The following is a 20,888-nucleotide window of genomic DNA, read 5'->3' as shown; positions in this document are numbered from 1 at the left end:
TGCGCATCGGTGGGCCATCACAGGGGGCGGAACAGATGGTCAGCATGGCCCGCCATTCGGGCATACCCGTATATTTCTCATTAGAAAAACTTTTGGAAATGCACAGTTCTAGCTAAATAAGATTTGTGAATGCAGGGCAGTCGGACTTCCCGCAAGTACAGGATCCGATTCCACGCGACGGTGCGAGGAAAAAGTAATTTTTTCTATTTCGGGTTATTTCTTTGTAAATTCGTTCTTCGTTCCTTATTCTGAAGTAACGAATTTTTTTCTCGGCAATGAAAACATCATCGCGTAAATCATTTAATATATACATTAAATTTCCAGACGGCGCCAGAAAATCCATGATCCATAATGAATTTCCACAATTCCACTCTTCCGCGCTGATATTGGCATTGTTTGTTTTCATGATGCGTAGTTCCGTTGAACTGTCCAGGTATGCCCATGCAATATACCCAACGGGAAATCCTTCAATATTGAAGTAAATTTTTATATTTTTCTGCAATATTGCATTGAGTAAGTTGTTTGATAAATAAGAAATTTCCCTATTAGCATGGGCAGGGTTGTTCTTCATGATGATAATGATGTGGCCCAGAATTTCAGCTGTTTCTTGTATCTTCTGTGCAGGTCTGTCATACACTCTCAAAAAACTGTTTCGCATAATTTTTTCATCAAATTTTTTTCATCGTCATTGGATGTGCGATTTTGAAAATAATTGATTAATTTATTTTCTTGATCGACATTTTTCACGAGTAAGGGAGCCATAGTCTCCGAGAAGATTGAACCCTTGCCAATCCATGCGCTTAAGTCTATATTTCCGTCTATTGGGTCGGATAGAGAGATTTTGTTTTTATTGATGATGTTATTGATGAAATCTTTGCTATCCAGGCCAGATGCAACATGCATATCGATTGTTCTGTCGAGTGTATGCCTGTATAGATCAGGGGTTCCCTGATTTATCCTGAGTGAATTAATCTTGATAAAAAGGTGAGCGGAATTCCTTTCGGCAGGGTTTTTCTTGAATAGACAGGCATCACGCAGATTCCAATATGAATCTATGAATTCATGTAGCAGGCGGATGTCATTTAATTCTGGGAAAAGAGAAATTTCAGCTTGTTGTTTATTTTTGCATAGGCTGATCAATCGAATTAAAGAGTTCAGGCTGTAACTGCCCATTTTCTCTGGCATGAGAGCATCTTGCCCGGCGCAAGCAGGATACAGCTTGAACGGTTCGGAATTTCCCTTGAGTATTATTTTTTTAAAACAAGAAAAAGCAGATTTTGTTAGATGATTGTCAATGGATAGTAAATCCCATGCGGGTATGCCAGTTAGTTTTAAAAATTCCAGCTGAATGCTATCAGAAAGCTTTTTTGAGAAAATGGAAAGAATATCGTTTGGGGGAACCAAGAATCTCTTCTTCTCGTTAGGCAAATACCTTTGGATGGAAAGAACTATTTCATTTATGGTATTTTTAATTTGACTATCTTCGCCAAAAGGAACCCCATGTTTGGCGACTATGATCTTCCCGTAATCTGAAACGCTTGATGCAGTGCCAAAATCAATCCAACGTCCATCCATGCACATGTTGGACGGAGATTGCAAGCCATGTGACAGGCGTTTTGCCGTTGCCGCCGCATGTTGATCGGCAAAACGTTCAACCATCGCGATTAGCAAGCTATTCAGCTGGTGGTTGGAATTGCTCAGGAAAGGGGCTGCGTCACTTGCTTGCGCCAAGGCCACTACTGCGGCCCGGGTTCTTTCTGCATCCGACACCATGCCATGTCTCGCCTCATCATGGCGCGAAAAGTAAAGTGATCGGACAAAATGGCCGGGTCTCAGTGCCGCCTCACGGATAGTAAGTCCTCGACGGGTTGTTTCTGAAGTCCCTTCCGCTGACGAAAAGGCTGGAACCCGGGTGCCGGTATCAATGAGGCCGTGTATCCTGACGGCGCCGTGAGGTAGCGCGCTGTGGCTTATCTCGCTCCAGATGGCTTCCCTGATCCCGCCGGCCAGAGATTCGCCACCATAGGAATGCCAGAAAGACGTGGCACTTCCCGCCAAGGGATTTTTGCCTATTCCTTTAATTTGAATGCTGTTTCTCAAGCCACATCGGGCTCCCCCCCCATTTGAAGTTACACCTACGCCGCCATATCTTTCGCCAAGAAATAGCTTGATGTCTTTCGCAGACGAGGCAGAGGGATGATCACCATCAATAGGAATATAAAAAGCATGTTCATCAAGGTCAGGTGGTGATATTCCGTAGGGATTGCTCCAGACTATTTTCGCCGAGGTGAGTTTTTGTGCGGAAAATTCAACAAAAGAAGATTTTGGTAGAATATTTTCTAAAAAATTATTTGTCATGAAAATATTGAATTTAAAATTACATATCAAATAATGTTAATTTTATTGCTTGTTTTGTAAAACGGAAGGAGGGTATTTATCCCTTCCTTCCATCCCTGCATCTATAAATATTTACTTCTCAGATTGATGATGATAATTTAAAACTGCATATCCCACAAATCCCTGTAATAGCTGCCATCAGAGTAGCCGCCGCCGCCAGTGTCTCCAGCACCGCCACCTGCACCGGCTTGATAATCGGGCAGGCGATTTTGTGCAGCTTCTGCTGCTGCTTCATCGGCCAGGATGCGTTGGCGTTCATCTTCCGTCAAATCCCACCAGCCTTCGTCGCTAGAGCCGGCACCGGCAACGGCTTCTAATTCTTGAATATTTAAAATACGCATGAATACTGCCTTTCAAAGATGAATTGACATTCCAGGATGAACTGGAAAGTTTTCTCCAATATGGAGGGTATTCGTTAAGAAACATATCAAAACGAAATATTTGGATAGAATCATGGTGCACGTTAAAAATATGAATTATTTTCACGTTGCATCATGGCGTTGTTTCATCTGACGCTGATCTAATGTAAGTTGATTTTTTAGAAAAATCAATAGAATTCAATTGAAGTGGAAAAAAATCGGCTACAATTATTTTCCGTTGATCCGTTGATAGTGTGAGGAAAACTGTGCCAAAACAGCCGTGGATAAGCTACTAAAAGTCGACAATTTTTATTGTCGAATTAACCATGTGAGATAGCTTGATGATCACATAACAATATGGTCATGTATCTCAGACACATACATGTCTTACTGCGCAGTATGAGTGAACAGAAATAATACCGTCAGGCTTTATGCATGTTTAACCTCATCAGAAATTCGCTTTATGTCCGGGAATGGACTTCAAGGTATAGGTATCAATGAACATACATGACATGCCTCTGGAAACGAAGATAGACGCCACAGTGCCACCCGCAAAAAATGAGGAATCGCAACCGCTTCCATTGTTCCGACCGGAAGTTCACCTATCGAGAAGCAGCCAGTGGGCCGGAGCCATCAGTCTGGCGCAGCCCGTTTCACGCTGGCTGGTGGCGGGGATTGCTTTTATCGTAGGCCTGTTGCTGATTCTGTTTATTTCTTTTGGTAGCTTTACAAAAAAAAATCGCGTCGTGGGTATTATTGTTCCTCAGGGTGGCAGCCTTGGAATTGCCGCACTTGCTGCAGGTGTTCTGACAAAAAATTTTGTGAAGGAAGGGCAGCATGTACAGATCGGCGATCCTCTGTTTGAATTGTCAACAGCCCGGCAGGCGGGTGATGGGGAAATCACAGGGTTGATCGCGCAACAGTTGGCGGTCCGACGGCAGACGCTGGATGCGGAACGACGCGTTCTTATTACGAGAATAAAGGAAAAAGGCCAGCAAATTGACGAACGGCAGCGAATTTTAGCCAGTGAAATTAGTCAATTGAACGTGGAATTGGAGCTGGCGGGACGACGTGAAGAGTTGGCGAAGTCAAGCGTTGCGAAGTACGAAACGTTGCAGCGTAGTGGCTATGTCTCCGACGCGCAAGTTCAGCAGAAGCAGGTAGAGTTGATTGATTACTCAAGTCGATTGAGCAGTCTGCAGCGAACAAAGGCTCAGCAGGCAGCCAGGAATTACGCTTTGGATGCAGAGCGTACGAATCTGGCGGGAGAGCTCACCGGTCAACTAGTGCAATTGGATCGTGCTGTTGCCAGTATTGGTCAGGAGGCGGCAGAGAATGAGAATCGAAAATTAAATTTCATCACCGCCCCCAGCAGCGGGACAATTACCACGATTACCTATCAGGCAGGACAGACCGTGAGTGGTGGGCAGGCACTTGCGACACTCGTACCCGATGCCATCGAACCGCAGACAGATGCGGACGGACTTGAAGTCCACTTGTATGCTCCGAGCCGGACAACTGGTTTTGTTGCCGTCGGACAGGATGTATTAATGCGCCTGCAAGCGTACCCTTATCAAAAATTCGGCCTTCAGACTGGCGTCATTACAGGTGTCAGCAACACGCCGTTTGCTCCAAGTGAATTACCAGTGAACCTGGCCAGCACAATTTTAAGTAACTCGGAAAGGAGCTTACCAGGCTCTAACAGCAATGAAGCTCTTTACCGCATTAAGGTAAGGCTGGCACGTTCCTATATCCTGGTTAATGGGAAGAGGCAGTCCTTGCGACCAGGTATGGCGCTGGAAGCGGACATTATTCAGGACAAACGGCAGATATGGGAGTGGATCGCTGAACCATTGTTGACACGTTTGAATGGTTAATCATCATAAAGAAGCAGCCAAACGAAAATATAGACTTGATGAAAACTATACTCCAAACTGAAAAAAGCGAATGTGGCATTGCTAGTCTGGCCATGATTTGTAATTATTTTGGCTATCACGTCGGCTTGCCTGAGTTGCGCCGAAAGTTTTCGATAAGCCTGAAGGGGACAACCTTAGCGCAACTCGTACGATATGCGGGAGCGATGCACATGGCTGCGCGTCCCCTGCGCTTGGAGTTGGATCAGCTTGCAGAACTGAAATGTCCCGCCATTTTGCATTGGAATTTGAATCATTTTGTCGTTTTGAAAAGTGTCAAACGAAAATTTTTCGGTAAATTGCTTATAAAAATCATTGATCCTGCAATTGGGGAAAGAGTTGTTTCGATAGATGAGGTATCGAAGAATTTCACTGGCGTAGCCCTGGAATTGACGCCAAACGATGCGTTTGAAGTAAAGCAGGAAGAGAAAAAGATCTCCATTCGTGCATTGACTGGAAGAATTTCCGGTTTGCGTCGGGCTTTGATACAAATTTTCTTACTCGCAATTACACTTGAATTATTTGCGATTGTAATGCCACTTTTCAACCAATTTGTGATTGACGAAGTGATAGTTGCTGGTGATAAAGATCTTTTGCAAATTCTGGTTCTTGGCTTTTCCTTACTACTGTTGACGCAGACTGCGATTGGACTGGCCCGCAGCTGGTTTCTGATGCGTTGGAGCATAGACATTGGTTTTCAATGGGGGAATAGAGTGTTCGCCCACCTGACACGGCTGCCCATTTCCTATTTTGAAAAAAGGCATGTCGGTGATGTAGTGTCGCGTTTTTCGAGCATGAGTGCGATTCAATCTACGTTGACCAATATTTTTGTTGAAAGTGTTATCGATGGGTTGATGGCCTCGTTTGCCCTGATCATCATGATCATGTATAGCCCACGTTTGACAGCGATCGTTGTCATCGCCGCATTATGTTACGCACTGCTGCGGTGGGTATTTTATCAACCCCTGCGCGAAGCTTCTTTGGAGAGGATTCTACTTTCTTCAAAAGAAAATACGCACTTTCTGGAAACCATACGTGCAATCACTCCGTTGAAGCTATTCGGACGTGAATCCGAACGTGGCGCATATTGGCGTAATTTAAAACTTGATGTTATCAATAGAGATATCAAGACCCAAAAACTTGGCATTGTATTCAAGGTTGGCAATGGTTTGATTTCTGGAGTACAAGGGTTGAGTCTGCTTTATTTGGGCGCAATGGCCGTCATGGGGGGGAGCATGACGGTGGGTATGCTCATGGCCTTCGTCAGTTATTCCAGTACATTTTCCAGTCGTGTCTTCAGCTTGATCGATGTCTTTGTCAACTTCAGAATGCTAGGTATGCATGCAGAGCGTCTGGCCGATATTGTGCTCGAACCGGTGGAGCCTGAAATGGATTTCGAACTGGATACAACGGGCATTCAACCCGCCATTACATTGAAAAATGTGAGTTTCCGCTACGCAGAAGGTGAACCATGGGTCTTGAAGGACGTTAACTTGCACATACCGGCCGGCCAAAGTGTCGCCTTGGTTGGAGCAAGTGGCTGCGGGAAAACAACCATGTGCAAAATCATCACTGGTCTGCTGTTGCCGTCATCTGGTGAAGTGCTGATCGACAATATTCCAATTCAGAAGATCGGGCTGAGGGCCTATCGAACACTGGTGGGCACCGTGATGCAAGACGATGTGTTGCTTGCCGGATCCATCATGGAGAACATCAGTTTTTTTGATACGAGCATGTCGTATGCTGCGGTCGAAGAGTGCGCGAAACTTGCTGCCATACATGAAGAAATAGCGAGAATGCCCATGGGATATCAAACACTGGTCGGTGATATGGGCAGCAGTTTGTCAGGAGGGCAGAAACAGCGTATTTTGCTGGCCAGAGCATTGTATAAGCAACCCAAAATATTGGCGCTCGACGAAGCTACCAGTCATCTCGACATTGCAAATGAATACAAGGTCAATCTGGCGATAAACAAGATGAACCTGACACGTATCATGGTGGCGCACCGACCGGAAACCATCAAAATGGCGAGCCGTGTCGTCCACCTGGTTGCAGGGCAAGTTCATGAATCATTATTCGAGAAGGATGGTGCCCAGGTTTAAGGACCGCACGCCAGGTATGGAACGACACTTGTGTTCCTGAGCTCTCAGAACGAGGCAGGATGGAAAATGCACCGGAAAGCGTGATCGCTTTCCGGTGTTGTGGGCGATTAACGCGATTTGACGAACGGGATACCGATGGCCTTCGGCGCGATGGATTTCGCCATCAAGCCCGCCAGCACGATCACGGTGACGACATACGGCACCATCTGGATCAGCGAGCCGGGGATGCGGCCCACGACCGGCAAGTCCACGCCTTCAATCTGGATCTGGATGGCGGCAAAGAAGCCGAACATCAAACAGCCGAGGAAGGTGTAGACGGGGCGCCAGTTGCCGAACACCATGGCCGTCAGGGCCAGGTAGCCGGCGCCGGCCGACATGTCGCGCAGGAAGAAGCCGCTTTGCACGATGGCAAGATATGCGCCCGAGAACGAGCACAGGATGCCGGCCACCAGCATGGCCAGGTAGCGCGTCGCTTCCACGCTGACGCCGGCCGAGTCGGCCGCGTGCGGGTTTTCGCCGCAGGCGCGCAGGCGCAGGCCGAAACGCGTATGGTACAGCAGCCAGTGCACGAGCGGAATCAGCAGGAATGCCACGTAGACGAGAATGGAATGGCCGCCGATCAGGTGGGCATACACCCAGCCGACGAAGGGGATATGTTCCACGTATTGCGTACCCGGCAAGACCACGTCGAACAGCCGCGCCGAACCGAGGTCGGGCGTGCGGCCGCCTTGCTGGAAGAAGAATTGCGCCAGCACAAACGTCAGTCCGCTCATGGCGATGTTGATCGCCATGCCGGCCACCAGCTGGTTGCCTTTTTGCGTGATGCTGACATACGCTTGCAGCAGGGCCAGGGCGACGCAGACGAGCATGCCGGCAGCCATGCCGTAATACGGGTTTTGCGTCGTGTAAGCCACGGCGGCGGACGCGAAGGCGCTGGCCAGGATCTTGCCTTCCAGGCCGATGTCGATCATGCCGCTGCGTTCGGCAAACAGGCCGGCCATGGCGGCAAAGATCAGGACGGGCGCATTGCGCACGGTCGATACCAGGATGCTGGCGAAATGAAAGTCGTCGAGTGTCATGGTTTAGCCTTTGGTACGCTTGAGCAGGGCGGAAATGGCCGGTGCATAGAAGTTTTCCATGGCGCCGCAGAACAGGATGATCAAGCCCTGGATGAAAATGAACGTTTCCGTCGGGATATTCGGTTTTTCCAGCGATAGGTCGAAGCCGCCCTGTATCAGCGCGCCGAACAGCACGGCCGACAGGAAGATGCCGACCGGATGCTGGCGGCCCATCAGGGCGATGGCGATGCCGATGAAGCCGGCGCCGCCGACGAAGTTCAGCGACAGGTAGTGCGTCGAACCCATGATGGAATTGACGGCGCCGAGGCCCGCCAGCGCGCCCGAGATCAGCATGACGACGATGATCATCTTGCTGATCGACACGCCCGCGTAGTGGGCCGCATGCTTGTTGAGGCCCGTGGCGCGCAGCTTGAAGCCCCACGACGAGCGCCAGACCATCACGCCATAGATCGCCAGCGCGACGATCGCCAGGATAAAGCTGATGTTCAGCGGCGTGTCGCCCAGCGACGGGAACCAGGTGGAAAGGCGTGGCATTTCGCCGCTTTCCGCAAATACACGGCTGGCCGTGTTCTGCTCGCCCGTGGGGATCAGGTATCGCACGATCACAGAATTCATGAGCGAGGATGCAATGTAGTTGAACATGATGGTGGTGACGACGATGTGGCTGCCCCGCTTGGCTTGCAGATAGCCGGGCAGGAAACCCCACAGTGCACCAAAGACGGCTGCACTAATCATGGCCACGGGAATCAAGGCCCAGGCGGATAGCGATTGATCGAACGCCAGCATGGCGCATGTGATACCCAGGCCGCCGATGTACATCTGGCCTTCGGAACCGATATTGAACAGGCCGGCCTGCATCGCCACCGAGACCGACAGGCCCGTGAAGATGAAGGTACTGGCGTAGAACAGGGTGTAGCTCAAGCCTTCCGGATTGAGGACGGCGCTATTGACGAGAATACCCAGCGATTCGGCCGGGTCTTCGCCCAGCATATAAATCACCAGGGCTGAGACCAGCAAGGCCGACAGCAGGTTTAACATGGGCATGACAAAGGCTGTCGCCCAGCGTGGCAAGTCGTTATTCATGATTTATGCATTCCCCCCATCAACAGACCGATGCGGGTGGTATCGAATTCTTCAATTTTCAGTTCGCCGGTGATGCGTCCGCCGCACATGACGAGGATGCGGTCGGCCAGCGCCCGCACTTCTTCCAGTTCGACGGACACCAGCAGGATCGCCACGCCCGCGTCGCGCAGGGCCAGCAATTGCGTATGGATGCTTTCGATGGTGCCGATGTCGACGCCGCGCGTGGGCTGGCCCACCAGCATCAGTTTCGGCTTGGCCAGCACTTCGCGCGCGATCACCACCTTTTGCTGGTTACCGCCCGACAACAAGCCGATGCGCAAGTCCGGATTGGCCGGACGCACGTCGAAGGTTTTCAGCAATTGCGCGCAGCGGGCGCCGATGGCCTTGAAGTTGAACAAGCCCCAGCGGTTTTTCAGGTGGTCCTGGTAACCGAGGATGGTGTTTTGCATGACGGAAAAATTCTTCACCACGCCATCGCGCAAGCGGTCTTCCGGAATGTGGGCGATGCCCAGTTCGCGGAAGGCCAGCGGCAAGCCGTCGGCATCGTGGCGCTTAGCAAACGGCAAGTCCTTGTCCAGGAAGCGCAGCTTGCCCGACGTCGGCAAACGCATGCCGGACAGGATTTCCAGCAGTTCGCTCTGGCCATTGCCCGACACGCCCGCGATGGCGACGATTTCGCCGGCGCGCAGATTAAAACCTATGTCGGCCAGCAATTTGACTTGCTGGTCGTCGGCAAGTTGTAAACCGTCAACTTCCAGCACCGTGGCGCCCGGATTGTACGGTGCGCGCGGCAAGTGGCTCTGGATGGGGCGGCCGACCATCATGTTGGCCAGTTCCTCTTTCGAGGTGCCGGCGGTCGCCACGGCGCCCACCACCGTGCCGCCGCGCATGACGGTGACGTTGTCGGTGATTTCCAGGATCTCTTGCAGCTTGTGCGTGATCAAGATGATGGTCTTGCCTTGTTCCTTGAACAGGCGCAAGATTTCAAACAGCGAAGCCGTTTCCTGGGCCGTCAGCACGGCTGTCGGCTCGTCGAGGATCAGGATATTGGCGCTGCGGTAAATCTGCTTGAGGATTTCCACGCGCTGCTGCGCGCCGACGGAGAGGTCTTCGATCTTCGCCAGCGGGTCGACGTCGAGGCGGTAGCGGGCGCAAATCTCGCGCAACTTCGCTTCCGCTTCCGTGCGGTGGCTGGCCAGGCGAAAACCGCCTTCCGTGCCCAGCATGATATTGTCGAGGACGGTGAAGTTCTCGACCAGCATGAAGTGCTGGTGCACCATGCCGATGCCGAGGTTGATCGCTTCCTGGCTGTTGCGGATCGGTTGTACTTTTCCGTCGAGCAAGATTTCTCCGCCGTCGGCACGGTAATACCCGTACAGGATGCTCATCAAGGTCGATTTGCCGGCGCCGTTTTCCCCCACCAGGCCGTGGATACTGCCCTTGGCGATGGAGAAGCTGACGTCGGCGTTCGCCTTCACATGTCCAAACTGCTTGGAAATGCTGCGAAATTCTACTGCTGGCTGCATAGGTTCATAACTGGATAGTTTCATGGAAACGCGCCGCGCGGAGACTGGCCCCGGCGGCGCGCTAAAAGATACGGAGAAAAATTAAACCGGGCAGCTGCTGCCGACGCGGTAATCGATCACTTTGATCTTGCCATCGATAATGTCCTTACGCGCACCCAACACGCGCTTTTCGATTTCCGGCGTAATCAGCTTGCGGTTGTTCGCGTCGAGCGCCCAATCCACGCCGCCTTCTTTCAAGCCTTTATAGCTGACGCCGCCCTTCCAGGTGCCGTTCTTGACTTGCATGAAGCTGTCATAGACGGTGTTGTCGACGCGCTTGACCATCGAGGTCAGGATGCTGCCTGGATACAGATGATTCTGGTTCGAATCGACGCCGATGGCCAGCTTGCCTTTTTCCTTGGCCATTTGCAGGGTACCCATGCCGCTGCCACCAGCGACGGCGAAGACGACATCGACGCCGCGTTCGAATTGCGAGCGGGCCAGTTCGCCGCCCTTGGCCGGGTCATTCCAGGCGCCGGACGTGGTGCCGACCATGTTTTGCGTGATTTCCGCCTTTGTGTTCACGGCCTTGACGCCTTGCGCGTAGCCGCAGGCGAAGTTGCGGATCAGGGGAATATCGATGCCGCCGATGAAGCCGACCTTCTTGCTCTTGCTGGCCATGGCCGCGGCCACGCCCACCAGGTAGGAGCCTTCTTCTTCCTTGAAGACGACGGAATTGACGTTGCTGCCGGCGGCCTGGCCGTCGATCAGCACGAATTTTACGTTCGGAAATTCCTTGGCGACCTTTTGCACGGCTTGCGTTTGCGCAAAGCCGATGGCCGCGATCATGTCGAGTTTCTTGCGGGCCAGGCCACGCATGACTTGCTCGGCTTGCGTATCGCTGGAGGCTTGCACTTCGATGAAGGAAATGCCTGTGTCTTTTTTGAAGCGCGAGGCGCCTTCGAAAGCGGATTGGTTGAACGACTTGTCGAACTTGCCGCCCGCGTCATACACGACACCCAGTTTTGGGGTAGCCGCGGACGCTTGAGCAGTCAGAAATACGGCTGCGATCGTCAAACTAAATTGTGTAAGTTTCATGAATTGGCTCCTGGAAGATCGATATTGTATATTTTTTATAGGTGAAACATATAATTTGGGGCCGATTTAGCCTGTTTTTGATGCACGAGGTGATAAATCCTTATCAACATTGCACTGTATTGCACAAGATCATTGCTGACCTCGTGTGCTTTTATGTCGACAATGTGATGCTCATGCAACAGTCGACCCCGTGTCTTTTATACGTACAACATCGAAGGGGGCTGCCGGAGCGGGCTGGGATGCGCCGTCAGTTGACGGGCAGGGCAAGCACGGGACCGGCGCCGCGATGGGCGTCCGAATCACTATGCATCATGCCAGATATGTATGACAAATACGTTTTTGTTTAGTTATTTATATGAAAGCCATATAAATTGCGGCTTCAGGCGGCGGGGGGATTCAGGATATTCAGGAAGGCCCGCACGACGGGCGCGTCGTCCAGCGTGGTGTAGCTGATATACAGGTTGGCCGACGGCGGATTGGTCTTGATCGGCAGAAACACCACGCCGGGCCAGCCGATGCGGCTCGTCGTTTCCGGCACCAGGGTCACGCCCAGGCCCGCGCCCACCATGGCCAGCAGGGTTTGCGGTTCGCTCGCTTCCTGGAAGATCACGGGTTCGAAGCCGGCATTGATGCAGCATTGCACCAGATAGCGGGGAAACGCGGATTTGTCGAGGTTCAGGGTCAGCATCGGTTCGTGGGCGATGTCGATCAGTTCGATGGACGTGTTTTTTGCCAGCGGGTGGTGTTCATTGACGGCCACGCAGACGTTTTCGCGGAAACACAGTTCCTGGCGTAAATTGTCGTGACGCAAGTCGTCGTCGTTGAGCTTGGGTTCGCGCCAGAAGCCCACGTCGATTTGCTTGGCGCGCAAGGCTTCGTATTGCACCGTGGGACCAAATTCATGGATGGTCCAGCTGACGCGGGGAAATTTGGTCTGGAATTCTTCCAGCAGGCTGGGGATGGGGCCCCACATGGCCGAGCCGACGATGCCCACGCGCAAGCGGCCCACTTCGCCGCGGTCGATCTGGCGGATGGTGTCGATGGTCATGCGCATCTTGGCCAGCAGGTCGGCCGCCTCGTTCATCAGCGCCTTGCCCGCCACGGTCAGTTCGAACGTGCGCGTGGTGCGTGCAAACAGGCGTACGCCCAGTTCGCTTTCCAGTTTCATGATCTGCTGGCTCAGCGGCGGCTGCGAGATATGCAGGCGCTCGGCGGCGCGGCTGAAGCTTTTCTCCTCGGCAACGGCAAGAAAATACTTTAACTGTTTCAGATCGATGGACATGCTTTCCTTGGCGTTGCGTGGTGCTAGGCGATGGAACGGCGCGCAGGCCTGGATGCCGGCATGCGCGCTTTCTTTACAGCAGTCCTATTATCGTGCCACGACTGCCTGCATGGCAATGGCCAGCGCCGTGCCGACCTGGGCATTGTGCTTGACCAGCGCGATATTCGTCGCCAGGCTGCGGCCATCCGTCAGCTGCTTGATGCGCGACAAGAGGAATGGCGTGACTTGCTTGCCCTTCACGCCGCCCGCGTCCGCTTCCTGCAGTGCTTGCGTGGTGATCGCATCGATTTCTTCCTTGGGCATGGCTTGCGCGGCCGGCACGGGGTTGCTGACGATCACGCCGCCTTTCAAGCCCAGTTGCCACTTGGTGCCGATGAAGGCAGCCTGTTCGGCGGCCGTATCGAGGCGGAAATCGGCCTTGAAACCGCTTTCGCGCGTGAAGAAGGCGGGGAAGCCTTCCTGGCCCACGCTGATGACGGGCACGCCATGGGTTTCCAGGTATTCCAGGGTCAGGCCGATGTCGAGGATGGATTTGACGCCCGCGCAGACGACGGCCACCGACGTTTGCGCCAGTTCCTGCAAGTCGGCGGAAATGTCGAAGCTCGTTTCCGCGCCGCGGTGCACGCCGCCGATGCCGCCCGTGACGAACACGGAAATACCCGCCAGTTCCGCGCAGATCATGGTGGCGGCCACGGTGGTGGCGCCCAGCTTGCCTTGCGACAGGACGAACGGCAGGTCGCGGCGGCTGACTTTCATGGCGTCGGGCGAGGTGCCCAGCAATTCCAGTTGCTCGGGCGACAAGCCCACGCAGATCTTGCCGCCGATGATGGCGATGGTGGCCGGCACGGCGCCGCCGTCACGGATGATCTGCTCCACTTCGCGCGCCATTTCCACGTTTTGCGGATACGGCATGCCGTGCGAAATGATGGTCGATTCCAGCGCCACGATGGCCTTGCCGGCGGCGCGCGCGTCGAGCACTTCTTGCGAGAACAAGAGGAAATTCTGTAATTGGGTCATGTCAGTCCTGTTGAAAGAGGGTAGGGGGAGGCGGCGCCAGGTCGGCGTCGTCAATGTTGTCGAGTGCGCCGGCAGAAATCTGGGGGGAGACGGTGGCCGCCGATTCCAGGGTCATGGCGGCCAGTTTCAGGCCGCGCCGGCATGCCAGTTTCAAATCGCTGCTGTCGTGGTAGAGCGACCAGCAGACGGCGGCGGAAAACGCGTCGCCGGCGCCCGTCACGTCGACGGCGTCCACTTCGCGCGCGGCCAGGTGCACGACAGGCGCGTCCAGGCTGTCGCCATCCGTGAAGTACACGCCTTCGCCGCCGCAGGTGACGATCACCTGGCGCGCGCCCTGGCGCTGCACTTCGCGGCAGGCGGCGCGCACTTCGAACGCCGTGGGCAAGGCCCGCGCCACGCGCGTTTCCAGTTCGCCACGGTTGAGGATCAGCAAATGCAAGCCCGTCAGGTCTTGCGGCAGGTGCGCCATCTTCGGCTGCGAGACGGCGACGATGACCAGCGGCGTCGCATGGGCGGCGTCCTGGCGCGCGTCGGCCAGCAGCGCCTGCACGCTGTCGTGGCCCAGGTTCAGGTCGCAGACGGTGAGGGCGGCGGCGGCGCGCTGCGGCTGGCGGCTGTGCAAAAAGGCGGGCGTCAGCTGTTCGTAGAGTTGCATATTGGCCATCGCCAGCAGCATTTCGCCATGTTCGTCGAGCACGGCCGTGTAGGTGCCGCTGCTGGTGTTGCTCAAATGCAAGCTGCCGCGCATGTCGATGCCCGCGTCTTCCGCGTGCGTCTGCAGCGCGTGGCCGGCCGCATCGTCGCCCAGCGCCGTCAGCAGGGCGACGGGAATGGACAGGCGGGCCAGGTTTTCCGCGATGTTGCGGCCGACGCCGCCAAACACTTCTTCCGAGCGCACGGGATTCGAGGTGCCCATCTGCAAGGTCGCCAGCGTGCGCATCTTGCGGTCGAGGTTAGCGGCGCCTATGCACAGCACGGGACGGCTGTCGGGCAGCACGTAGGCGCGTCCCAGCAGGCGTCGTTCGCGGATCAAACCGGCGATGTGGCCGGCGACGGCCGAGCGCGACAAGCCCAGTTCGCTCGCCAGATCTTGCTGCGAGATGAAGGGGTTGTTGCGGATCAGCGTGTACAGCTGGTCTTTTTTATTGGTGTCGGTCACAAGGTTTTCGCTGAAGGTTTAAACATTTGTCTGTTACTGTAAACACTTGTTTTAAGTGTGTCAAGCCCATGTCAAGCCCGTGTCAGGCGTGCGCGAAAAGCGGTCGTATGGAGCTTGTATGCATGCATTTTCGGGGCATGGCAGGTCTGGGCTTGCCTGGACTATAATGTCGGCCATTTATATTTGAATTGTATAAATGGGCAAGAAAAATGGTATTTGCCATACATATTCCGTTTGATGCATAGTGGCGGCAAATAGTGGCAATACGCATTTCGATATACCTGTAACACCATACTTAGCCGATACCTGGGCCGCAGTCCTTCACCGGGCACGGCCGCGCAGGCAGCAACCCATCATCATTAGTCAATCAGAGGATAACCATGTCGAACAACAGCCCTTTCCACGCCGCCGAAATCATCCGTGCCCGCGCTCCTGCAAATTTCAAGCCGCGCGTGGCGATGATCCTCGGCTCCGGCCTGGGTGTGTTGGCCGAGCAGATGACGGACGCCGTCAGCATCAGCTTTGACGAATTGCCAGGCTTCCCGATCAGCACCGTGCACGGCCACGCCGGCGAACTGGTGGTCGGCACCCTGTCGGGCGTCGCCGTCGTCTGCATGAAGGGCCGTGGCCACTTCTACGAAGGCTATGGCATGGGCGTCATGACGAGCGCCATCCGCACCCTGAAACTGCTGGGCTGCGAAATGCTGTTCGTCACCAATGCCGCCGGTTCCCTGCGCCCAGAAGTGGACGCGGGCAGCCTGGTGGCCATCAGCGACCATATCAACCTGTTGCCAGGCACGCCGATGGTCGGCCCGAACGACGACCGCTTCGGCCCGCGCTTCTTCAGCATGGCCAACGCCTATGATGCGGACCTGCGCAACCTGGTCAAGGACACGGCCGCCACGAATGGCATCACCCTGCATGAAGGCGTGTTCGTCGCCTACCCAGGCCCGAACTTCGAGACGGCTGCGGAAATCCGCATGATGGCCCGCCTGGGCGCCGACACGGTCGGCATGTCGGTGGTGCCGGAAGTGGTGTCGGCCCGTCATTGCGACCTGAAAGTGGTTGGCGTGTCCGTCATCACCAACCTGGCCGAAGGCATGTCGCCATTCGCCCTGTCGCACGAACAAACCCTGAAATACGCGGCCATCGGCGCCAAAGACCTGGTCAAGCTGATCCTGGCTTTCCTCTCCAAAGTCGCTGAAAAACCGCAAGCCTAAGCACTTTTTTATGCAGTAGCGGCGCGCCGGCCACCGGCGCCGCCGCGCGGCAGGCCGGGAAAATCCGGCCTACACTGTCCGCATCATCCACAAAGCGAGCCTTATCATGTCACGCGCATTTATCCTCCTGCTTGATTCCTTCGGCCTTGGCGCGACGCCAGACGCCGCCAAGTATGGCGACGCAGGTGCCAATACCTTTGGCCATATTGCCAGCACTGTCGCCAAAAGCGGCAAGACCTTGAAACTCCCGAACATGGAACGCCTGGGCCTGGGCGCCGCGGCGCACCTGGCCAGCGGCGAATGGGCCACGGGCTTCGACCAGCGCGACGGTTTCACGGGCGCCTACGGCGCGGCGCGCGAGCGCTCCACCGGCAAGGACACGCAGAGCGGCCACTGGGAAATCGCCGGCGTGCCCGTCGAATTCGACTGGGGCTACTTCCCCCGCACGACGCCATCGTTCCCGGCCGACCTGACCGACAAGCTGAAAGCCATGTCCGGCGTGCCGGGCTTCCTCGGCGACTGCCATGCCTCGGGCACGGACATCATCAACAAGCATGGCGACGAGCACGTCGCCACCGGCAAGCTGATTATCTATACCTCGGGCGACTCGGTGATGCAGATCGCCGCGCACGAAGAATCGTTCGGCCTCGAACGCCTGTACCAGGTGTGCGAAATGGCCTTCAAGCTGGTCGAACCGTACAACATCGGCCGCGTCATCGCCCGCCCGTTCACCGGCAGCAATGGCAACTACACGCGCACTTCCAACCGCCACGACTACGCCGTCGCGCCGCCAAGCAAGACCCTGCTCGACCACGTCAAGGATGCGGGCGGCGAGGTCGTCGGCCTGGGCAAGATCAGCGACATTTTCGCCACCCAGGGCATCTCGCGCGTCGTGAAGGGCGTCGACAACATGGCGCTGTTCGAAGCGCTGCTGAAGACGGCCGATGAAGTGCAGGACAAGTCGCTCACTTTTGTGAACTTCGTCGATTTCGACCAGGCGTTCGGCCACCGCCGCAACGTCGAAGGCTATGCCGACGCGCTGTGCGAAATGGATGCGCGCCTGCCGGAATTCATGGCCAAGCTCAAGGAAGGCGACCTGGTCGTGATCACCGCCGACCATGGCTGCGACCCTACCTGGCACGGCTCCGACCACACCCGCGAACACATTCCGATGATCTTCTTCGGCCCCGGCGTCGCTCCGCGCGCACTGGGCATTTCCGAGACGTTCTCCGATATTGGCCAAACCCTCGCCAAGCACCTTGGCGTACCACCACTTGCTAATGGAACCAGCTTGTTATGACACTCATGCACCCCGAATTCAAGCGTAACGAGGCCGTTGGCCTCGACCTGGGCTGGATCAACCAGATCCGCGTCAACCGCGCCGCGACGGACCGCCGCGCGGCCAGCCTGGCGAACCGCCGTACGGTGAAAAAGGAATACCAGGCCGCCTGGCTGGTGAAAGCCATCCAGATGATCGACCTGACCACCCTGGGCGGCGACGATACGCCGGGCCGCGTGGAACGCCTGTGCATGAAGGCCATGCGCCCGCTGCGCGCCGACCTGATGGAGGCACTGGGCTTGACGGAACTGAGCACCGGCGCCGTGTGCGTGTACCACGAGATGATCCAGCCGGCCGTGAAAGTCATCCAGGGCCGCTTGCCCATCGCCGCCGTGTCGACGGGTTTCCCCGCCGGCTTGACGAGCATGGAAACGAAGCTGCGCGAGATCGAACTGTCGGTCGCCGCGGGCGCCTCGGAAATCGATATCGTCATCACGCGCCAGCACGTCCTGAACGGTAACTGGCAAGTGCTGTATGACGAAATGCTGGCCTACCGCAAGGCTTGCGGCGAAGCGCACGTGAAGGCGATTCTTGCCACGGGCGACTTGCTGACCATGGAAAACGTGGCCAAGGCGTCGTGGGTCTGCATGATGGCCGGCGCCGATTTCATCAAGACTTCCACCGGCAAGGAAGGCGTGAACGCCACCATTCCCGTGGCCCTGACGATGGTGCGCACGATCCGCGAATACCACGAGCAGACGGGTTTCCAGGTGGGCTTCAAGCCGGCCGGCGGCGTCAGCTCGGCCAAGAGCGCGCTGCAATACCTGACCCTGATGAAGGAAGAACTGGGCAACGAATGGCTGCAGCCGCACCTGTTCCGCATCGGCGCTTCCAGCCTGCTGACCGACATCGAGCGCCAGCTCGAGCACTACGTCACCGGCAGCTACTCGGCCAATCATCGTCACGCACAACCTTAAAGAACAATCGTCATGCCAACAATTAACGAGATTCTCAATACTATGGACTACGGCCCTGCTCCCGAAAGTCAAAAAGAAGCGCAGGCGTGGCTCGACGGCCACCAGCGCACATTCGGTTTGTTCATCGACAATGCCTGGAGCGAACCGGCCGAGCTGTTCGCCTCGACTAATCCTGCCGACGGCACGCAACTGGCCGAGCTGACGCAAGCCACCGATGCCGACGTGGAACGCGCCGTGGAAGCGGCGCGCCGCGCGCTGCCCGTATGGCAAGGCATGGGTGGTCACGGCCGCGCCAAAGTCATGTACGCGCTGGCCCGCCTGCTGCAAAAGCATTCGCGCCTGTTCGCCGTGCTGGAAACCCTGGACAACGGCAAGACCATCCGCGAAACGCGCGATATCGACTTGCCGCTGGCCGCGCGCCATTTCTACCATCACGCCGGCTGGGCGCAGCTGCAGTCGGAAGAATTCGCCGACTACCGCGCCGTGGGCGTGGTGGGGCAGATCGTGCCGTGGAATTTCCCGCTGCTGATGCTGTCGTGGAAAATCGCCCCGGCCCTGGCCGCGGGTAACACGGTGGTCTTCAAGCCGGCCGAATTCACCTCGCTGACGGCCATGCTGTTCGCCGAACTGTGCCTGCAGGCGGGCGTGCCGGCCGGCGTGGTCAACATCGTCACGGGCGACGGCCGCGTGGGCTCGGCCATCGTCAACCACCCTGGCGTCGACAAGATCGCGTTTACGGGTTCCACGGAAGTGGGCCGCCTGATCCGCGAGGCGACGGCCGGCAGCGGCAAGAAGCTGTCCCTCGAATTGGGCGGCAAGTCGCCGTTCATCGTCTTCGAAGACGCGGACCTCGATGGCGCCGTGGAAGGCCTGGTCGATTCGATCTGGTTCAACCAGGGACAAGTCTGCTGCGCCGGTTCGCGCCTGCTGGTGCAGGAATCGATCCAGGAGCGCTTCCTGAACAAGGTACGCGCGCGCATGGAAAACCTGCGCCTCGGTTCGCCGCTGGACAAATCGATGGACGTGGGCGCGCTGGTCGACCCCGTGCAGCGCCAGCGCATCGCTGCGCTGGTCGATTCGGCCCGTGCCGAAGGCTGCGACGTATGGCAGCCCGCGTGCGAATTGCCGGCGGACGGTTCGTGGTTCCCGCCGACCCTGATCACGGGCGCGTCCACTTCCGCCGCCGTGGCGCAAGCTGAAATCTTCGGCCCCGTGCTGGTGGCGATGAGCTTCCGCACGCCGCCTGAAGCGGTGCAACTGGCGAACAACACGGTGTATGGCCTGGCCGCCAGCGTGTGGACCGAGTCGATCAGCCTGGCGCTGGACATCGCGCCTGCCATCAAGGCCGGCGTGGTGTGGATCAACAGCGCCAACCAGTTCGACGCGGCGTGCGGCTTCGGCGGCTACCGCGAATCGGGCTTCGGCCGTGAGGGTGGCCGCGAAGGCATGCTGGAATACATGACGGCCCTGGCCGAAGATGCGCGTCCGGCCTTGCCGGTGGTGGAGGCGAAAGCCAAGGGTAATGTGAAACCGGCGGCAGCTGACCCATTCGCCATCGACCGCACGGCCAAGATGTACATCGGCGGCAAGCAGGCGCGCCCTGACAGCGCTTACAGCACCCCGGTATTCGGCGCGAATGGCGCCCTGCTGGCCGAAGTGGGCGTGGGCAGCCGCAAGGACATCCGCAATGCCGTCGAAGCGGCTCACAAGGCTTCCGGTTGGACCAGCGCCACGGCGCACAACCGCGCGCAAGTGCTGTACTACATCGCCGAAAACCTCGCTGCGCGCGCCGACGAATTCGCCGCCCGCATCGCTGCCATGACGGGCAGTAAAAATCCTGAGAAGGAAGTGCAGGCATCGATCGAACGCCTGTTCTACTACGCCGCCTGGGCCGACAAGTACGACGGCCTGGCGCACCAGCCGCCAACCAAGGGCATCACCGTGGCGCTCAATGAAGCGGTCGGCGTGATCGGCATCGTCTGCCCGAATGAAGCGCCTTTGCTGGGCTTCATTTCGCTGGTGGCGCCGGCCATCGCGCTGGGCAACCGCGTGGTGGTGGTGCCGTCGGAAGCGCATCCGCTCTCCGCGCTGGACCTGTACCAGGTGTTCGACACGTCCGACTTGCCGGGCGGCGTCGTCAACATCATCAGCGGCAACGCCGATGAACTGGCGCGCACCCTGGCCACGCACGCCGACATCGACGCCGTCTGGCGCCATGACGGTTCCGCCGAAGGTTGCGCGGAAGTCGAGCGCCTGTCGGCCGGCACCCTGAAGCGCACCTGGGTCGGCGGCGCCAAGGGCCGCGACTGGTACAGCGCCGCGCAAAGCGGCGGCCGCGCCGTGCTGGCGCATGCGTCGCAAGTGAAAAACGTGTGGATTCCTTACGGCGTCTGATAGGTCACTAGCGTTACAAAGCTG

16 protein-coding genes are annotated in these 20,888 nt (G+C 56.4%); 6 read left to right on the top strand and 10 right to left on the bottom strand.

The window, feature by feature from the left end; genetic code table 11:
- Positions 1 to 112 precede the first annotated feature (112 nt).
- The 3 genes from CLU94_RS08865 to CLU94_RS28000 all read right to left on the bottom strand — a co-directional run bounded on the left by CLU94_RS08865 (position 113) and on the right by CLU94_RS28000 (position 2,738).
- Complete coding sequence (locus CLU94_RS08865) at positions 113 to 658, bottom strand: toxin-activating lysine-acyltransferase (protein ID WP_099665380.1); 546 nt, start codon at positions 656 to 658, stop codon at positions 113 to 115.
- The gene (locus CLU94_RS28005) at positions 640 to 2,358 is read right to left on the bottom strand and encodes a hypothetical protein (protein WP_143451386.1); all 1,719 of its coding nucleotides are present in this window, start codon (positions 2,356 to 2,358) and stop codon (positions 640 to 642) included. The genes CLU94_RS08865 and CLU94_RS28005 overlap by 19 nt, the downstream gene beginning before the upstream one ends.
- A 137-nt stretch (positions 2,359 to 2,495) precedes the next feature.
- Positions 2,496 to 2,738, bottom strand: coding sequence for a hypothetical protein (locus tag CLU94_RS28000; protein ID WP_143451385.1), 243 nt, complete (start codon positions 2,736 to 2,738; stop codon positions 2,496 to 2,498).
- Between the two features lie 515 nt (positions 2,739 to 3,253).
- On the opposite strand from CLU94_RS28000, the gene CLU94_RS08860 reads away from it, so the two are divergent.
- Together CLU94_RS08860 and CLU94_RS08855 are read left to right on the top strand one after the other, a co-directional pair.
- Positions 3,254 to 4,633 (top strand): HlyD family secretion protein, encoded by a 1,380-nt coding sequence (locus CLU94_RS08860; protein WP_099665379.1) that lies wholly within the window; start codon positions 3,254 to 3,256, stop codon positions 4,631 to 4,633.
- 38 nt (positions 4,634 to 4,671) lie between these two features.
- Positions 4,672 to 6,771: a peptidase domain-containing ABC transporter gene (locus CLU94_RS08855; RefSeq protein ID WP_099665378.1), complete on the top strand. Its 2,100-nt coding sequence runs from the start codon at positions 4,672 to 4,674 to the stop codon at positions 6,769 to 6,771.
- 107 nt (positions 6,772 to 6,878) lie between these two features.
- Here the strand turns inward: CLU94_RS08855 and CLU94_RS08850 are convergent, their stop codons facing one another.
- From CLU94_RS08850 to CLU94_RS08820, 7 genes are all read right to left on the bottom strand, one after another.
- Entirely contained in the window at positions 6,879 to 7,850 is a 972-nt protein-coding gene (locus CLU94_RS08850; RefSeq protein ID WP_099665377.1) for an ABC transporter permease, read from the bottom strand.
- Between the two features lie 3 nt (positions 7,851 to 7,853).
- Positions 7,854 to 8,933: an ABC transporter permease gene (locus tag CLU94_RS08845; RefSeq protein WP_099665376.1), complete on the bottom strand. Its 1,080-nt coding sequence runs from the start codon at positions 8,931 to 8,933 to the stop codon at positions 7,854 to 7,856.
- A complete protein-coding gene (locus CLU94_RS08840) occupies positions 8,930 to 10,459 on the bottom strand; it encodes an ABC transporter ATP-binding protein (RefSeq protein WP_099665375.1) in 1,530 nt (509 codons plus the stop codon). The genes CLU94_RS08845 and CLU94_RS08840 overlap by 4 nt, the downstream gene beginning before the upstream one ends.
- An 81-nt stretch (positions 10,460 to 10,540) precedes the next feature.
- Entirely contained in the window at positions 10,541 to 11,536 is a 996-nt protein-coding gene (locus CLU94_RS08835; RefSeq protein ID WP_071325222.1) for a BMP family lipoprotein, read from the bottom strand.
- Between the two features lie 379 nt (positions 11,537 to 11,915).
- Complete coding sequence (locus CLU94_RS08830) at positions 11,916 to 12,818, bottom strand: LysR family transcriptional regulator (RefSeq protein WP_077400023.1); 903 nt, start codon at positions 12,816 to 12,818, stop codon at positions 11,916 to 11,918.
- An 87-nt stretch (positions 12,819 to 12,905) separates the two neighbouring features.
- On the bottom strand, positions 12,906 to 13,835 hold the full coding sequence (locus CLU94_RS08825) for a pseudouridine-5'-phosphate glycosidase (RefSeq protein ID WP_099665374.1): 930 nt from the start codon (positions 13,833 to 13,835) through the stop codon (positions 12,906 to 12,908).
- A 1-nt stretch (position 13,836) separates the two neighbouring features.
- Positions 13,837 to 14,994: a carbohydrate kinase gene (locus CLU94_RS08820; protein WP_099665373.1), complete on the bottom strand. Its 1,158-nt coding sequence runs from the start codon at positions 14,992 to 14,994 to the stop codon at positions 13,837 to 13,839.
- A gap of 380 nt (positions 14,995 to 15,374) precedes the next feature.
- Here CLU94_RS08820 and xapA point away from each other — a divergent pair, with 380 nt between their 5' ends.
- The 4 genes from xapA (at position 15,375) to CLU94_RS08800 (ending at position 20,864) form a co-directional block, all read left to right on the top strand.
- Positions 15,375 to 16,214, top strand: a complete 840-nt coding sequence (gene xapA, locus CLU94_RS08815; RefSeq protein WP_099665372.1) for a xanthosine phosphorylase — start codon at positions 15,375 to 15,377, stop codon at positions 16,212 to 16,214.
- A 106-nt stretch (positions 16,215 to 16,320) separates the two neighbouring features.
- Positions 16,321 to 17,514, top strand: coding sequence for a phosphopentomutase (locus CLU94_RS08810; RefSeq protein WP_099665371.1), 1,194 nt, complete (start codon positions 16,321 to 16,323; stop codon positions 17,512 to 17,514).
- Positions 17,511 to 18,470 carry a deoxyribose-phosphate aldolase gene (gene deoC, locus CLU94_RS08805; RefSeq protein ID WP_099665370.1) on the top strand — a complete coding sequence of 320 codons (960 nt, stop codon included), beginning with the start codon at positions 17,511 to 17,513 and terminating at the stop codon, positions 18,468 to 18,470. The genes CLU94_RS08810 and deoC overlap by 4 nt, the downstream gene beginning before the upstream one ends.
- A gap of 12 nt (positions 18,471 to 18,482) precedes the next feature.
- Positions 18,483 to 20,864 (top strand): aldehyde dehydrogenase family protein, encoded by a 2,382-nt coding sequence (locus CLU94_RS08800; RefSeq protein ID WP_373609985.1) that lies wholly within the window; start codon positions 18,483 to 18,485, stop codon positions 20,862 to 20,864.
- The last annotated feature ends 24 nt before the right edge of the window (positions 20,865 to 20,888 follow it).

Origin of the sequence: Janthinobacterium sp. 13, assembly GCF_002749695.1 — a bacterium.
GTDB lineage: Bacteria > Pseudomonadota > Gammaproteobacteria > Burkholderiales > Burkholderiaceae_D > Janthinobacterium > Janthinobacterium kumbetense.
The sequence above is the reverse complement of the archived record's forward strand: the minus strand, read 5'-3'. Positions and strand labels throughout refer to the sequence as shown.

Excerpts from the sequence above, each read along its gene's own strand:
- CLU94_RS08865 (WP_099665380.1), bottom strand. The coding sequence starts at position 658 with ATGCGAAACAGTTTTTTGAGAGTGTATGACAGACCTGCACAGAAGATA.
- CLU94_RS28005 (WP_143451386.1), bottom strand. The coding sequence starts at position 2,358 with ATGACAAATAATTTTTTAGAAAATATTCTACCAAAATCTTCTTTTGTT.
- CLU94_RS28000 (WP_143451385.1), bottom strand. The coding sequence starts at position 2,738 with ATGCGTATTTTAAATATTCAAGAATTAGAAGCCGTTGCCGGTGCCGGC.
- CLU94_RS08860 (WP_099665379.1), top strand. The coding sequence starts at position 3,254 with ATGAACATACATGACATGCCTCTGGAAACGAAGATAGACGCCACAGTG.
- CLU94_RS08855 (WP_099665378.1), top strand. The coding sequence starts at position 4,672 with ATGAAAACTATACTCCAAACTGAAAAAAGCGAATGTGGCATTGCTAGT.
- CLU94_RS08850 (WP_099665377.1), bottom strand. The coding sequence starts at position 7,850 with ATGACACTCGACGACTTTCATTTCGCCAGCATCCTGGTATCGACCGTG.
- CLU94_RS08845 (WP_099665376.1), bottom strand. The coding sequence starts at position 8,933 with ATGAATAACGACTTGCCACGCTGGGCGACAGCCTTTGTCATGCCCATG.
- CLU94_RS08840 (WP_099665375.1), bottom strand. The coding sequence starts at position 10,459 with ATGCAGCCAGCAGTAGAATTTCGCAGCATTTCCAAGCAGTTTGGACAT.
- CLU94_RS08835 (WP_071325222.1), bottom strand. The coding sequence starts at position 11,536 with ATGAAACTTACACAATTTAGTTTGACGATCGCAGCCGTATTTCTGACT.
- CLU94_RS08830 (WP_077400023.1), bottom strand. The coding sequence starts at position 12,818 with ATGTCCATCGATCTGAAACAGTTAAAGTATTTTCTTGCCGTTGCCGAG.
- CLU94_RS08825 (WP_099665374.1), bottom strand. The coding sequence starts at position 13,835 with ATGACCCAATTACAGAATTTCCTCTTGTTCTCGCAAGAAGTGCTCGAC.
- xapA (WP_099665372.1), top strand. The coding sequence starts at position 15,375 with ATGTCGAACAACAGCCCTTTCCACGCCGCCGAAATCATCCGTGCCCGC.
- CLU94_RS08810 (WP_099665371.1), top strand. The coding sequence starts at position 16,321 with ATGTCACGCGCATTTATCCTCCTGCTTGATTCCTTCGGCCTTGGCGCG.
- deoC (WP_099665370.1), top strand. The coding sequence starts at position 17,511 with ATGACACTCATGCACCCCGAATTCAAGCGTAACGAGGCCGTTGGCCTC.
- CLU94_RS08800 (WP_373609985.1), top strand. The coding sequence starts at position 18,483 with ATGCCAACAATTAACGAGATTCTCAATACTATGGACTACGGCCCTGCT.